The 16,048-nt window shown below is 47.2% G+C and carries 10 protein-coding genes; 8 read left to right on the forward strand and 2 right to left on the reverse strand.

Annotated elements, in window-relative coordinates; genetic code table 11:
• Positions 1–2: 2 nt before the first annotated feature.
• On the reverse strand, positions 3–1,766 hold the full coding sequence (locus MKY85_RS10310; RefSeq protein WP_339241238.1) for an SNF2-related protein: 1,764 nt from the start codon (positions 1,764–1,766) through the stop codon (positions 3–5).
• A gap of 485 nt (positions 1,767–2,251) precedes the next feature.
• Between MKY85_RS10310 and MKY85_RS10315 the strand changes: the two genes are divergently transcribed.
• Positions 2,252–4,894, forward strand: coding sequence for an adenosylcobalamin-dependent ribonucleoside-diphosphate reductase (locus MKY85_RS10315; RefSeq protein WP_342572522.1), 2,643 nt, complete (start codon positions 2,252–2,254; stop codon positions 4,892–4,894).
• An 84-nt stretch (positions 4,895–4,978) separates the two neighbouring features.
• Here MKY85_RS10315 and catA read toward each other — a convergent pair whose 3' ends face one another.
• The gene (catA, locus tag MKY85_RS10320) at positions 4,979–5,626 is read right to left on the reverse strand and encodes a type A chloramphenicol O-acetyltransferase (protein WP_339241243.1); all 648 of its coding nucleotides are present in this window, start codon (positions 5,624–5,626) and stop codon (positions 4,979–4,981) included.
• 230 nt (positions 5,627–5,856) lie between these two features.
• Here catA and MKY85_RS10325 point away from each other — a divergent pair, with 230 nt between their 5' ends.
• From MKY85_RS10325 to MKY85_RS10355, 7 genes are all read left to right on the forward strand, one after another.
• Positions 5,857–6,417, forward strand: a complete 561-nt coding sequence (locus MKY85_RS10325; protein ID WP_339241246.1) for a flavin reductase family protein — start codon at positions 5,857–5,859, stop codon at positions 6,415–6,417.
• 574 nt (positions 6,418–6,991) lie between these two features.
• Positions 6,992–9,076 carry an acyltransferase family protein gene (locus tag MKY85_RS10330; protein WP_342572523.1) on the forward strand — a complete coding sequence of 695 codons (2,085 nt, stop codon included), beginning with the start codon at positions 6,992–6,994 and terminating at the stop codon, positions 9,074–9,076.
• A gap of 256 nt (positions 9,077–9,332) precedes the next feature.
• The gene (locus tag MKY85_RS10335; RefSeq protein ID WP_339241251.1) at positions 9,333–10,646 is read left to right on the forward strand and encodes an extracellular solute-binding protein; all 1,314 of its coding nucleotides are present in this window, start codon (positions 9,333–9,335) and stop codon (positions 10,644–10,646) included.
• Between the two features lie 147 nt (positions 10,647–10,793).
• Positions 10,794–11,675, forward strand: coding sequence for a sugar ABC transporter permease (locus MKY85_RS10340; RefSeq protein ID WP_253433433.1), 882 nt, complete (start codon positions 10,794–10,796; stop codon positions 11,673–11,675).
• A gap of 35 nt (positions 11,676–11,710) precedes the next feature.
• A complete protein-coding gene (locus MKY85_RS10345; protein WP_253442477.1) occupies positions 11,711–12,565 on the forward strand; it encodes a carbohydrate ABC transporter permease in 855 nt (284 codons plus the stop codon).
• A gap of 30 nt (positions 12,566–12,595) precedes the next feature.
• Complete coding sequence (locus MKY85_RS10350; RefSeq protein WP_342572524.1) at positions 12,596–14,377, forward strand: sensor histidine kinase; 1,782 nt, start codon at positions 12,596–12,598, stop codon at positions 14,375–14,377.
• Positions 14,374–15,960: a helix-turn-helix domain-containing protein gene (locus MKY85_RS10355; protein WP_342572525.1), complete on the forward strand. Its 1,587-nt coding sequence runs from the start codon at positions 14,374–14,376 to the stop codon at positions 15,958–15,960. The genes MKY85_RS10350 and MKY85_RS10355 overlap by 4 nt, the downstream gene beginning before the upstream one ends.
• The last annotated feature ends 88 nt before the right edge of the window (positions 15,961–16,048 follow it).

Consider the following 16,048-nt stretch of genomic DNA (forward strand, 5'->3'; position numbering starts at 1 on the left):
GGTCAGCTACCTCCTTTGCGAAGATCTAACAGCCCGGAGACGGCAGGGCCTTCATCGGCAACCTCGCGTTGAATGGAGTTCAGTGATTGCCCAAGTGAATCCATTTTACGGCGAATATCTTCATCATTTTGTGATTCCAACATGATTTTGTACAGGCTTTTCTCAATGGACTCCTTCTTCTCCAGCCGTTCCAGAATGACATCCAGCCCGCCAATCACCATCTCAAACATATTGATCTTCTCATGCAGCAGGTTCAGGATATGTTCCTCAATGGTTCCGGACGTGGATAGGTTGAAAATGTTCACATCATTTTGCTGTCCCAGCCGGTGTACCCGACCGATCCGCTGCTCTACCCGCATAGGATTCCAAGGCAGATCAAAGTTGATCATATGGTGGCAAAATTGCAGATTAATGCCCTCGCCACCCGCTTCGGTTGCAATCATGGCCTGCACACGTCCGCGGAAGAGATCCATCATCCAGTCTTTTTTGCCTCGATTCATACCACCCCGATAGGGTACAGCCGTAAGCCCATTGTTACGGAAATAGTTTAGCAGATACTCCTGCGTGGCCCGGTATTCGGTGAAGATAATTACTTTTTCATTCATGTTGCGAATCAGTTCCATCGTTTTCTCCGCTTTGGTATTTTCCTTGATCGCTTTAATATGGGCAACGAGTTCCCAAATCTTGTCCCGAAGGGGAGAGTCCAGCGGAAGTTTCTTCGACAGATTAACCAGTGTTACGAATACCGCATCTCGACTACTACACACTTCACGCTGCAATGTAACAAGGGAGAGCATGCTGCTCAGGTTGCCGCCAGCTTCCTGGTATTGATCCTTAACAAAGGACGTCACCCCATCATAGAGCGCTTGTTCTTCGGGCGATAGTTGCAGATTCACGTTGGAGACGTTCCGTTTGGTAAATTGAACGGGGCCTTCGCCGCGGCGGTTACGAATCATCACTTTGGATAACTCGTTCTTAAGTTGTTCCTGATTTTTCGGAACCCGTTTGTCTACGACAAAGTTGGCCGCAAAGTCACCCTGACGCCCCAACTGACCGGGCTTCAGCAGGTTAATCAGATTAAACAGCTCACTCATATCGTTCTGCACAGGTGTAGCTGTGAGTAGCAAACAGTACTTTTTGCGCAATTTCAGCATGAATTGATAGTTGGTTGTTTTCTTGTTTTTGAGCTTATGTGCTTCATCAATAATGATCATGTCGTAATCAGTGTTCAGCAGCATATCTTTATGGGGGTCACGTTTGGCTGTATCCATGGAAGCAACGACTACTTCATTCTGCCAGGAATAGGCCTTTTTCTGGGCAATGGCAGGAATACCGAATTTCGAATTCAACTCCCGTACCCATTGCAACACAAGAGAAGCCGGTACGAGAATGAGTACCTTGGATACGAGACCCCGAACCATATATTCTTTCAGAATGAGACCGGCTTCAATGGTTTTGCCAAGCCCCACCTCATCGGCGAGAATGGCCCGGCCTGACATTTCAAATAATACTCTGCGTGCAGTGTCCATCTGGTGAGGAAGTGGAGTAAGGCCTTGTAAATGCTTCAAACACTGAATTTCGTCAAAATTGGGAATCAGATTGGTCTCTTCGGCTTGAATGCCCAGTTGAAAGAGTCGGTAATCTCCCCAAGGGCCCCCTTTATCCAGTCGTGATTCCAACTGATTGATCCAGCTTCGATCGAATTCCAGTGGAACGGGCAGCTCGGCTACAGGTTGATTCGTGTGGTGCGGGTTTTTCCGGTTCATGATGCTTCCTCCCCTGCCATACGTGATGACGTTTTATTCGTAGGTAATAGTATGGACGAATGAGAGTGAGTTCATAACTATACAAGTTGAACTACATTTTATTTGCACGAACACTACGATGACAGAACAACCTTCCAATCGCTGTTGTCCCCAGATTTCTTTGATTCCCTTTTCTGAAGGGGAAATCCGGGGATAGCGTATGCTTTCGATGCAGCTTTCTTTCAGAAAGCTATTAGGCGAACGCTTCGCTTTTTCAGGTTTTTTCTGTCCCAAAAAATTCACAGGTTTTGTATGCGTGAGTCTGAGGGTGTGTGAAGAAGCTTGTCCGAGCAGGAGAGTCCAAAAAATAAGGTCTGTGATAAAAGTCATATAGAAAATCAATATATGGTGTAATATACTGGTTTTATATCACTATATGTGGTGTTTCATCATAATTTACTTTTATAGTGAAAATGGAGCGTTAATCGGGGAGGTTGAACGTAGCGATGAAATCAAACCAACGATCGTACCAATTAGAAGGACTTAGCGAAAAAATATTTCTGGACCGATACGCCTGGAAGGATGCTGACTCGAATCATGCCAAGGTCGGAGATGTGGTACTGGTATTAACAAAGGATGATCCCAAGTTCCCAACCAAGGAAGTGGGCGAAATTATAGAACGCCAGGGTCAGCTCGTACAAGTAAGGACTCGAAGCGGAGAGATCATCGAGACCAGCGTGGAGAAACTGACACTCAACATCGAAAAAACACCGGAAGAGCTGTGGAGCCGGCTTGCCAAAGCCATGGCCTCTGTTGAATCTACAGTAGATCAGCGGGCAACGTGGGAGTCCAAGTTCCGCTCCGTGTTGGAGGATTGGAAGTTAGTACCCGGAGGGCGTATTGCTGCAGGAGCGGGGGCAAGCGATGAGCTCACACTCTTTAATTGTTATGTTATTCCGTCTCCGCAGGACAGTCGGGGTGGCATCATGAAGACCTTGACCGAGATGACGGAGATTATGGCACGTGGGGGAGGTGTGGGCATTAATTTGTCTTCTTTGCGTCCTCGCCGAGCGGTGGTGAAAGGTGTCAATGGATCATCCAGCGGTTCCGTATCGTGGGGCGGATTGTTCAGTTATACGACAGGACTGATTGAACAGGGCGGAAGCCGACGGGGTGCGCTCATGCTGATGATGAATGACTGGCATCCAGATGTGCTTGATTTTATTACCGTGAAACAAACGATGGGGCAGGTGACCAATGCTAATCTGTCTGTATGTGTGAGCAACGCCTTTATGGAGGCTGTCAAGCAGGACGGAGATTGGGATTTGGTTTTCCCCGATACGAACGATCCAGACTACGACACCAATTGGAACGGGGATATGCAGCAGTGGAAAGCCGCAGGTCATTCGGTGGTACACTATCGTACGCTGAAGGCGCGCGAAATCTGGCATACCATTATTGAATCAGCCTGGAAATCGGCAGAGCCTGGTGTGGTATTCATGGAGTACTATAACCAGATGTCCAACAGCTGGTACTTTAATCCGATCATCTGTACTAATCCATGCGGGGAACAAGGCCTGCCTGGCTGGGGTGTATGTAATCTGTCAGCGATCAATCTGTCCAAATTCTATGATGAAACGAATCATGATGTGGCATGGGATGAACTGGCGGAAACCACTCGCATCTCGGCTCGATTTTTGGACAATGTCATTGATGCAACACCATATCATTTTGAGGAAAACAGACTGAATCAGCAGCGTGAACGCCGGGTGGGGCTTGGCACGATGGGACTGGCAGAGCTGATGATTAAGCTGCGTATAAGGTACGGCAGTCCTGAATCCCTTGAATTTCTGGATAAACTGTATGGATTCATGGCGAAGGAGGCCTATCTGGCATCGGCAGAGATTGCAGCAGAGAAGGGAGCTTTCCCGGCTTTCGAAGCTGAACCGTATTTACAGAGTGGATTCATGAAAAATATGGTTGCGAGGTACCCTGAAGTGGGAGAGGCTATTCGCAAACAGGGCATTCGAAATGTCACGCTGATCACCCAGGCGCCAACGGGAAGTACCGGTACGATGGTAGGCACATCAACAGGGATTGAGCCGTATTTCGCCTTCAAGTATTTCCGTCAAAGCCGTCTGGGTTATGATGAACAGTTCGTACCGATTGCGCAAGAGTGGCTGGATGAACATCCGGGTGAAGCTTTACCAGACTATTATGTGACGGCGATGGATCTGTCGGCTGAGAATCACATCCGGGTGCAGGCTGCGATTCAGCAATGGGTGGATAGTTCCATCTCGAAGACGGCCAACTGTCCGGCTGATTTTACGGTGGAGGATACGGCTGAACTGTATGAACTGGCCTTCGACCTTGGCTGTAAGGGAGTAACGATATATCGAGACGGCAGTAGGGATGTGCAGGTGTTGTCCACTTCGAAGAAGGAAGAGACCCAGGAGACCGAAGATCAGAACACGGCGGAAGCAAAAGAGAAGACGGACGTATCTACAATAGATAACCCGAATAATGTAGGAGGGCAGGCAGGTGTTGAGCCGGTCAGTAGTAAGGTTGATGATGAAATCCATTCTTCCGATCAAACCTCTTCCTCTGCCACAGTGCTGGATAAACAATATAGAAGCCGCCCTCAGGTACTTCGCGGTGCAACATACAAAATTAATACGCCATTCGGAATGGCTTACATTACAATTAATGATCTGGAGGGAACGCCGGGTGAAATCTTCCTGAACGTGGGCAAAGCGGGATCGGATGTGTTCGCCATGGCTGAGGCCCTCGGTCGGGTATGCTCACTGTTTCTTCGATACGGAGATCACGGGCACAAGGTGGAACTGTTGATCAAACATCTCAAGGGAATTGGTGGTTCGGGTGCGATTGGCTTTGGAGCCAACCGGGTGGAATCGATTGCAGATGCCGTCGCCAAAGCATTGGAAAGTCATGTACAGAGCAATGTGCAGGCGAATGAAACGGGAGCTTCACAAGAACAGAACCAAGTGAAGAGCGCATATCCACAAGTGGAGAATCAAAAAAACTTTATCGAATCAAGAGATTTATGCCCTTCTTGTGGTTCTGCATCCCTGATGAATGTGGAAGGATGCAAAACATGCAGTCAATGTGGGTATAGCAAGTGCAATTAAATAGCATTTGAAAAAAAAGAGAAAAAGAAAAGGCGTTCCATGACTCCACCAAGAGTCAGGAATGCCTTTTCTTCATTTAGCTAACTAACACCATTTATGACTACGATCTGCCAATGACTGCAATTCGTTGAATAGAACCCCAGCGTGATAGCCGTCGCACACGGCATGGTGTAACTGAATAGATAAGGGGAGATAAACTTTATCGTTGGTTTGAACATATTTTCCCATCGTGAAGATAGGCAACAAGAAGGTTCCCTCATTGTAAATATTCAGATTAAATCCCGTAAAGTTCACCCAGGGAATACTGGAAACGGGAAATGTATTTGGTGGTTCATTGGGTTTGGCAACCAATTGTTTATGATCTTTGTAATTCTTCATATCGTCCAGATAACGATTGTGGAACGTCTCAAAATCTTCATGGAATGTCGTCCAGATCGTCGAGAAACGTTTGTCGTCCTCATGAAAAATCGTATAGCTCGGAGACATCTCGTCCCAGTAGCCTAATCTCCCCTCGGCGTCGAAACTAGTTCGAAATTCTTGATGTGTATTGACGACCGTAGAGATCATATGAATAAGAGCTGGGTAGAACTTCATGCCTTTAAGTTTTATTTGAGCAATCAATAGCGTGATATCCAGATTAGCAGTCATGCTGTAGGTACATCTGACCTGATTCAAGTAGTGGTCAAAGTAAGGCTTTCGATCCCACTGATCTAACACGATTGGATTAAACATAAGTTATAACCTCCTAAATTTGAATAATGCCTTCATTTAGGAGGTATATTTGACTGATTTGACCATATTCTATCACATTCCCGGTATCGTATTTTTAGACATTGATCCCTCTCAGTATAACATAATAATGAATGTGTGCTTATAGCGTAATACTCCGCAAAGCGCTTTTTCAACCTGCTGCATTACTTTATAATGAAAGTGTATGTATAACGAAGAAGAGAGGGGATTAGATGCGTCAGCCGATAGAAGAACCCAAATTTTATTCTTATCCTGGAATGGTAGCGGTGGTGACTTCACGTCATGAGGGAGTCCAGAATGTGATGGCGTCCGGATGGCATACATACATCGGATCATATCCAGGCGTATATGGCATCTCCCTTCGTAAGGAAACATACTCCTATGAACTCATTGAGAAGAGTGGTGTATTCGGAGTTCATTTCCTACCAGGTCATCGATCAGAGTGGATTCAAGCTGCAGGAACGTTCAGTGGAAGAGATACAGATAAATTTACAAGATTCGGCATTCCATATGAGGAAGGAATGAAGGTAAGTGTACCTATTTTGACGGACGCTTATTTTGCTTATGAATGCAAAGTTATGGATATTACAACATATGGTGACCATGAATGGATTGCAGGCGAGGTGTTGCAGCGATATCAGGATCCGAAGTACTTTCTGGAGAATGGAATGGTTGATCTGGAGAAGTTGCAAATCCCAATGTACACAGGGCGCTCAACATACCGAATCCTGGATGCAAGGACAGAAGAAAAGAATCACCCGTTCTACCTCTAGGGTCCTAGGCAAGAAGAAGCAATTATGAGCAAAACTTTCAATCCGGTCTGACATAGGTTTATAATGGATAGTGGCTGCTGAGCAAGTCGGCAGCCTTTTGTTATGAATTTAATTGTTTCAATGAACGGTTGCGTGGGTATGCTGGTTTGCGCAAGCGGACAGGTAATTTTAGCCACTCGATGAAAAGTACTATATTTAACGACAAAATTAGAGTATGATTTTACAGCTATATGAGCTGGCAGGAAAGGTTACATCGGTTTAAACGTTTGTAAATATTCTTGTAAAGTATGAGGCTTATTTCGGGCGTATAATGCTAAACGTGAACTTACGAATCCATATAAAGAATATTGTAATGATTAAAACTTAATGGACCGGCAACACGTCTACCTTAAGACTGTAGAATTCACCAAGAATGTAGCATCATCGGAACGTGCTTCAAACAGAGGCTTTTCTTATGTTGTAAATGAAAGATGGAAGGTGCAATACGTATGTTAATGACAACCAGAACGATCAGGAGTTCCATTATGCCCCCAACACCGATGTTGTTGACTCACAGTAACAAGGAGGGGCATGCATGTCACAATTGCCTAATAACAAGCGACATATGAACGGACTGGATGGCTTGCGAGCCATCGCTGTACTTGCGGTAATCGCGTATCATCTCAATTTGGATTTTATTCCGGGTGGATTGCTCGGTGTAGGTATATTCTTTGTTCTCTCTGGATATTTAATTACAGATATCCTCGTGTCACAGTGGCAGGAACATGGACGCATTTCACTCGGTGATTTTTGGGTAAGACGGGTAAGGCGCTTGCTTCCAGGCATGCTGACCATGACAGCTGTGGTAATGATCTGGTTGGCCTGTACAGACCCATCCCGGCTCGCTGCGCTTCGTGGTGATATCGTTTCGGGTGTATTATACATAAGCAATTGGTGGTATATCTTTCACAACGTTTCCTATTTCGAAAGTTTTGGCCCTCCATCACCGTTTGGACATTTCTGGTCACTGGCTGTGGAAGAGCAATTTTATCTCATATGGCCTCTTCTGCTGATCGCAGCAATCGTGGTGTTCAAAAGAAAGGGATGGCTGGTCGTCTTCATTGTCGTCGCAGCTGAGTTGTCTGCTGGCGCAATGGCCATCATGTATAATCCGGATCTGGACCCAAGCCGTGTATATTATGGAACAGACACGCGGGCATTCGCACTGCTTGCTGGTGCTGCTCTTGCCGTGGTGTGGCCTAGTCGCAAGCTCTCGAACTCTCTGCCTGGCATGAATCGGCTTGTGCTCGATGTGTCGGGACTAGCTGCACTCGCTTTATTAATCTACATGATGTTGAACAGCAGTGAATATGATGCGTTTCTGTATCAAGGAGGAATGGTGCTTCAGGCTGTGGCAACAACGTTGCTGGTAGCGGTATTGGCTCACCCATCGTCATTCCTGGCACGGTTCATTGGAGCAAAGCCATTACGCTGGATTGGAGAGCGATCCTACGGATTATATCTATGGCATTATCCAGTTATTATTTTAACCAATCCCGCGGTGGATACGGGAGGAGCGCATCCTGTACGAATCATTTTACAAGTTGCTGTAACGGTTGTACTGGCTTCATTATCTCTTAAATATATTGAAAATCCGATTCGCTACAACGGATTCCGTGATTCCTGGTCCCGATTATGGGGAAGAGGGCGGTCATCGATCGGTATACGTAATGTGTGGTGGAAGCGGACAGGTCTGTTGATGACGATTCTGCTGTTGTCCTATACGGTATCCCAGATGATGGTCTCACATGCAGCGAATTCCGACTCCCATTCCGTATCGATGTCGACCACATTGAATGGAGAGAATTCTGTAGCGGAGGAACAGGGACAGGATGTTTTGCCAGCGAATACAGCGACATCGGGCTCAGGTCAAAAGAACGATGCGCATAGCCATAAACCGGAAGCAGGAACGAAAGATAATCCGGAGAACAATGAAAAACCGACAGGAGAGACGGCGCCAGACTCGAGACCTGGGGACCAGGACAATTCAACGAGTGGTGGCAAAGACGGTCAGTCTGAAGATAAGCCGGCTGATGAATCCGTGGCTAACGAGAATGATGCTCCGGACGGAGCTGAAGCGAACCCATCCGATGGAACGGATGATGTACCTGATTCATCTGAGGAACATGAAGAAACGGCTCCTCCTGCCCAGGATGGCAAGATTCATTATACCGTCATTGGAGATTCCGTGATTTTGGATGCAAAACCATATCTGGAGCAAAGTATAGCGGGAGTGTACGTGGATGGACATGTTGGCCGTCAAATGTGGCAGGCAGGCGATGTATTGGAAGGGCTGAAGCGAAACAACCAAATGGGCGGCAAGGTGGTGCTGGAGCTCGGGACGAATGGTTCCTTTAACTCCAAAAACCTGAATGCGGTGCTTGATTATCTGAAGGATGAGGATCAGGTGTATCTGGTTACTGTGCGTGTACCTCGTCCGTGGGAACGAACGGTAAACAGGGCGTTGAATGAAGCAGCATCCAACTACAGTAATGTCTCACTGATTGACTGGAACAGTGCAAGTGAAGGACACGACGAATATTTTGAAAAAGACGGTGTACATCTCACTACGCAAGGGTCAGAAGCTTTTGCAGAACTGGTGAAGAACAGTATTCAATAATACGCAATCCATATTCAATACGATTTAGCACTTATTCATTACTATAACCTAGGTTTAAGCTGCCGATGGCTGCAACAAGAAAGAGCTCTCATTGTGAGGGCTCTTTCTTGTTGTTATGAGCAATAAGTCAGCAATGTAAGTTCCAAACAGGGGAACCGATATTTTTCACCCCTGCATCCGTGGATCGTCACCTTACGGTATGATAACGTTACCATTTACAATAAGTGTAATCAAATCGCCGAGGGGGAATATAGAGATGTTGAAAAAATGGCTTTCGGGTGTTCTGGCAATAACGTTGTTCTCCATTATTCTAGCTGGCTGTGCTGGCGGAGATACTTCAGAAGGAGGCAGCGGTAATGACAAAGTAACCGTAACACTCTGGCACAACTGGACCGGACAGGATGCGAAGGCGGTGGCAATGCGTCAGATTATTGAAGATTTTCGCACGGCACATCCAGATATTGAAGTCGTGGATGAAGGACTGCCTACAGATGGTCTCAAAACCCGGCTTCGCACGGTGGCAGCTGCCAACGAGATGCCAGACCTGTTCGTAATGTGGCCAGATGCCATGACTAAGGAATTTGTAAAAGGGGATCTGTTACAACCCATTAATACCGAGCTGGATGCGAAGCCGGAGTGGAAAGATAATTTTATCCCGAACGCATTGGACGGATACACCGTGGACGGGAATATCTACTCCGTGCCCATGAATCTGGCGCCGAGTTCCTTCATCTATTACAATGAAGCTCTTTTCAAACAGTACAACGTGAAAGTGCCTGAGACTTGGGCGGAACTGGAACAAGCGATTGCTACGTTTAATCAAAATAAAGTCATTCCCATGGCGCTTGGCAACAAGGCGAACTGGGTAGCACAATCGACCATATTCAGTACCCTGGCTGACCGGATCACCGGCACAGACTGGTTCCTGAAAGCGACAGCACAAGATGGTGCAAGCTTTACCGATCCACCATTTATTGAAGCCCTGAACAAAATGCAGGAGCTCGGCAACAGCAAAGCGTTCCAGGATGGATTCAACAGTATCGATGAGACACAGATGATGCAACTTTATTTCCAAGGTAAGGCAGCGATGGTCATGAACGGCGGATGGGCCTTGGCCAATCTGGTGAACAATGCACCTGAAGAGGTATTGAACAACACGCATATTACGATTCTCCCTCCAGTGGACGGAGGTAAGGGTGAACCAAGAACCACATCCGGTGTTGTAGGAACCGGGTTGGGTGTAAGCAAAAAGCTGAGCGGTGCACAAAAAGAGGCGGCGATGGAGCTGTTCTACGCACTGGCAGGACCAGATGGTCAGAAGGCTACATTGGATAGCAGCACATTGGTGAGTTACAAGATTGATCTGGACAAAACCAAGGCGCATCCTTTGTTCGTTGAATTATATGATCTGATGCAGGAAGTGAAGATTACGCCTGTATACGATTCCAAGTTGGGATCGGCAACGGTTGAAGTTATTAACAATGCTTTGCAAGAGTTGCTCATGGGAGGTAAAGCCGAAGACATTGCGGCTAAAATCCAGGCGGCTCAAGCCAATGCAGTTAGTCAGTAATTATGGGTCAAACTAGATAGCGATTACGATGGTACAGCCAGACGATAAAGATTCAATGAACTCATCACATCGCGTATTAGCTGGTTATTCGACAAAACCCCTTCCCGGCAGGGGAGGGGTCTTTAAGTATGGAAGGGAAGTGAACAGATGAACGCACTGCGCAGTCGGCGTTTTATTATGCTGGGGCTGGCCCCGGCAGTCATCATTTATGCATTGTTTGTATTTGTACCGGTCGTATGGTCGGCGTACTACGGTTTCTTCAACTGGTCCGGCATCGGCGCATCCAAATATATTGGTATGGATAATTACGTAGAGATCTGGCATGATCCTGTATTTTGGCGGGCACTGAAAAATAACGTTATTTTTGTGTTGGCATCCGTATTTGGACAAATTCCGTTAGCACTGATGCTCGCGGTCATATTACACAAAAGCAATCCGTTACAGCGGTTCCTGCGCTCAGCCGTATTTCTGCCGATGGTACTATCGACTGTAGTGATCGGTATGATCTGGCAGTATATCTACCATCCGCAGATCGGGATATTGAACTTTCTGCTGGACGCACTGGGTCTGGAGAGTTGGAAGCTGCAATGGCTTTCCGATGACAAGATTGCGATCTTTTCCTTAGTGCCGCCGCTGCTCTGGAGTTTTGTGGGGTTGTATCTGATTATCTTCATCTCCGCATTGCAGAATATTCCAGGCGAGATTCATGATGCTGCCAAAATAGACGGTGCTTCAGGCATCCGTAAGCTGGTATCCGTCTCTTTGCCCATGATCTGGGGGACGGTTCAGGTTGCGATCATTCTATGTATCTCGGGAAGTCTGAAATCCTTCGATCTGGTCTACATCATGACCAAGGGTGGTCCGGCACATGCAACAGAACTACTTGCAACGTATATGTACAATTCGACCTTTACAACATACCGTTATGGTTTTGGTAGTGCGATCTCAACAACCATCGTACTGATCTCCCTGCTGCTGATCGGAACAAGCCAGTGGGTGACCAGTCGCAAACGAAAAGAGAATCAATAGAGAGGAGGGCTATCATGCGTGCGACACCTGTATCCATGCCATCACCACGAAGCGGCTCGGGCCATCCGATTCGCCGCCTCCGCAGCGGAATTGTTTGGACGCTGCTAACGGTCTATGGTATTTTAACATTGTATCCGTTCTACTGGCTCGTGATTAGTGCGTTCAAAACGAATGAAGATTTCTATAGCAGGCCCTTTGGTCTGCCGGAAAACTGGAATGTTGCCAATTTCAGCAATGCATGGGAAAGCTCCAGGCTGGGGACTGCTTTTGGCAATTCACTCATTGTATCCGTCGGATCACTTATTCTAACGCTGTTTATTGCAGCGCTATCTTCATTCATTCTGGCCCGTTTCCAGTTTCGCTGGAAAGGGTTAATCATGACCTTCTTTGTTGTAGGTATGCTCATACCGATCCATAGTACACTTGTCCCTTTATTTATTTTAATGAAACAGATGTCCTTGCTAAATACGTACTGGGCATTAATATTACCTTATACGGCTTTTGCATTACCTACAGCTATTTTCGTGCTTACTGCTTATCTGACAAGTGTTCCACGTGATATTGAAGAGGCAGCTTTTATTGATGGAACGGGGCTTTGGGGGCTATTTACCCGAATCATGCTGCCCATGTCCGTACCTGCGTTGTCTACGGTTACGATCCTGAGTTTCCTGCATGCGTGGAATGACTTTTCATTTGCGCTTGTATTCATCAACAAGACCGGATTGAAAACGTTACCGCTGGCCATTGCGAACTTTGCGGACGGGTATCAAACCGATTACGGGTTAACACTTGCTGCCATGACCCTATCGGTCATTCCAACCATTATCTTGTATCTCGTATTCCAGGAACAGGTTATGAAAGGCATGACAGCCGGAGCTGTTAAAGGATAAGCGAAAGCGCATCCAGAGGAGGAGAAACGTTTGGCACGCTGGCTCACATCTTCGTTACAAAGGAAGCTATCCGTTGTTGTGACAGCTTCAATGATTGTGCCATTGCTGGCTTTGGGTCTGTTCGCCTTTCTAATCTCTTCCCGCATCACGGAGCAAAAAACAAAACTGTCCGGCATGGATACGCTGAAACAGGTGGAAGCCAATCTTCGTTATATGCTGCAGGATGCCGAGAACCTGTCCATTTTCCTGATTGGAGAAAGGGATATTCAGCATTATCTTAGCCAAAATGAGGATCACGAGATGGACAGAGTGGATATCTTGGGCAGGATGACCAATCTGGCTGCTTCCAAGAAATATATCGCCAACATCGCCATATATCCGGGGCGTTTTGATGCCACATTGTCGACCGCTACCTGGTATGAATCCAGTGAATTCAACTTATCCTATCCCTCTGTTCCTAGTGGTGAAACAGTTAAACAATGGACGGGGGTATACCCGGTCCAGAATTATGCGGGTATTCAAAATGTGATCACTTTGGTTCGGCCGATTCGCAGTATCCATGATTATCGGCCCATCGGCTGGTTAGCCATTAGTCTAGATGAGAAGGCCATATCCAAGGGATGGGCCGCTCTGGGATTAGGCAGAGGGCAAGGCAGATTGGAACTTATCGGCAGTTCTGGAGAGATTCTGTCTTCGATGGACAAATCCCGGCTTGGACTTAAGCTGGATGGTGTCGAGCCTGGGATCACAACGTTAATTCAGGCTGGTGGTAGCGGAACCACTACGTATGGCAGTGGTGAGGATAAACGGACGCTGCTCTATTATCCGGAAGAATTGACGGGGTGGACGTTGGTCGGAACAGTCCCATATGACCAGTACAAGTCCGAGAATCGGTATATCCTTATTCTGACCGGGTGCGCCGTTGCCATGTCTGCTGCGATCAGTGCAGGTTTGGTCTGGTTTACGGTGAGGCGTGTGACGCGGCCGCTTCGCGTGCTTACCAGACATCTGTCCAGAATTGATCCGGAACGTCCTCTTCCACTGTTTCGGTCTGAAAGTGATGACGAGATCGGCAGGCTTGGGGAGAGTTACAATCTGCTCGGTTCACACATTCAGTTATTGAAGGAAGAGGTTATTCGCGGTGAAGCTCGCAAAAAGGAAGCGGATCTTCGGGTGCTCCAGGCGCAGATTAATCCGCACTTCCTATATAACACGCTCTCTTCAATTCACTGGATTGCCTTGATGTCAGAAGAGAAGCGGATCGCGGACATGGTTGAGGGCTTGAGTGATTTTCTGCGCATCAGTTTAAACAATGGTCAGGATTATTATCCTGTGGAACAAGAGATTGCTCATATCCGACATTATGTGCGGGTGCAGTCCATTCGTTTCCCTGATCAATTCGTATTGCATTACATCGTTGATCCAGCGCTTGAGAAGCGAATGATGCTGAAACTGTTGCTGCAACCGCTCGTTGAGAATGCCATGATTCATGGCATTCAGCCCAAAGCAGGCGTGGGTACCATCACTATAATGATTCGCAAGGACCCGGATAATGAACAGATGAATGTACTGGTACTGGATGATGGTGTCGGCATGGAGCCGAACAGGCTGGAGCAATTAAGGATAAGTATAAGGGAATGGAAGGGAAAACAGCCGGAAAAACAGCTAAACCAAGGCGGTTATGGACTCTGCAATGTGAATGAGAGACTGCTTCTCCATTATGGAGCGGATGCACAACTAGAAGTCGACAGCAGGGTTGGGGGAGGTACCCGGATTTCGTTTTCCATTCCAATCTTGGAGGGTTCGCCATGAGACTATTAATTGTGGATGATGAAGTAATTATCCGTACAGGGCTTGCCAGCGTTATCGCTTGGCATGAACTCGGAATTGAACTTCTTCAACCGGCTGCCTCGGCAGAGGAGGCGTTAGCACGCATGGCTGAGGAACGTCCGCATATCCTGATGACGGATATTCGGATGACAGGCAGATCAGGGCTGGAACTGGCAGAAGAGGGACTGCGATTGTTACCTGAGCTGGAGGTCATTATTTTGTCCGGATACGATGACTTTTCTTATGCGCAGCAGGCGATACGCCAAGGGGTTACAGATTATCTGCTCAAAACAAGCAAGCCGGAAGAGATCATCAAGACCGTATTACAGGCCAAACAACGGATCACGGAACGTTGGGCAGAGAAGTCCAGAGAGGGACAGCTTATGCGGGAGAATCGGGAGCGGTTATTTGCTGGTTGGATCATTGACGGTGACACCGCTTCGGGCCAATTTCCTTCGTTTTTGCGTTCTGATGCTGGAATAGAGGCAGCGAATGATGGTCTTGATGATGAACAGATTCGCAGACAAGTCATTGTACTTCGAGCAGAGGGTTGGGATCGATCCTCGGATGCACTATTACGATTCGCGGTGCAGAATACCCTGGAGGATATGCTACCGGGTGCCATTGCGCATATAGAGAAACAGCAAATTATATGTGTAGTTTCATGGCCGCCTGTGGAACAGGAATATCCGTTCAAGCTGGAGAGTGCATTACGTCGGGTGGAGCAATTACTGAAGTGTACTCTGCGTGCAGCAGTAGGTCTGCCTGTGCATGGATATGCAGATCTGCACGAAAGCTACCGAACGGCTTCAACTGCTTTCCGATATCGAGGTTTGATGGATGATAAAGTATGGCATTATGAGCACGTTCAGGAGCGCCAAGGTGGTAAAACTGTACTTACGCATGAAGAAGAGACCACACTTGGTTCAATATTGTTAGATAATGATTCAGTGAGGTTAACGACATGGACGCGTGAACTGGTGGCTAATCTGACTACGGAACCGGAGGTCACGCCAGAATCGTTCAGTGCTTGTCTGCACTCTGCGGTCATTGCAGGTCATCGCTGGCTTACCCGTACAATGCGAGCGACAGGGCGTGAAGAAACCGCAAGGCTTGAACCCTGGTTGCCGGAACTGGATGCCGAAGCTGTAGATCTTGGGGATATGTTGTTCCACCATCTGTATGGTCTGATGCATGTCTATCACAGCCGAATGGGTCAGGGACAGGCTGCCCATGTGCAAAAGGCTATTGGTTATATTGAATCATCACTGGCACAGGACATTAATCTGCAGCAGGTAGCTGGACATGTCCATTTGCATCCGGGTCACCTGAGTGAACTTTTTAAAAAAGAAATGGGTGTGACCTTTGGAGATTTTGTCACCGATATGCGTATCCGAAGAGCGATGGATATGCTCGCCGTGTCTCCAGCGAAGGTCAGTGAAGTCGCTGCCATTAGCGGCTACGAAGACGTGAAATATTTTAGCAGGCTGTTCAAAAAACATACCGGCAAGACCCCGAGTGAATATCGAGAAGAGGCGCTGTCGTTCAAACCTTCGGGAAGTTAGAAATGAGCAGACCAGGCAGCATGTCTTGCATTTCTGCAAACGTTTTCGATAGAGTATTACTCAGGGTTATTGGAGAGTGAGGGTGTAT

The organism is Paenibacillus sp. FSL R5-0749, assembly GCF_038595085.1.
GTDB lineage: Bacteria > Bacillota > Bacilli > Paenibacillales > Paenibacillaceae > Paenibacillus.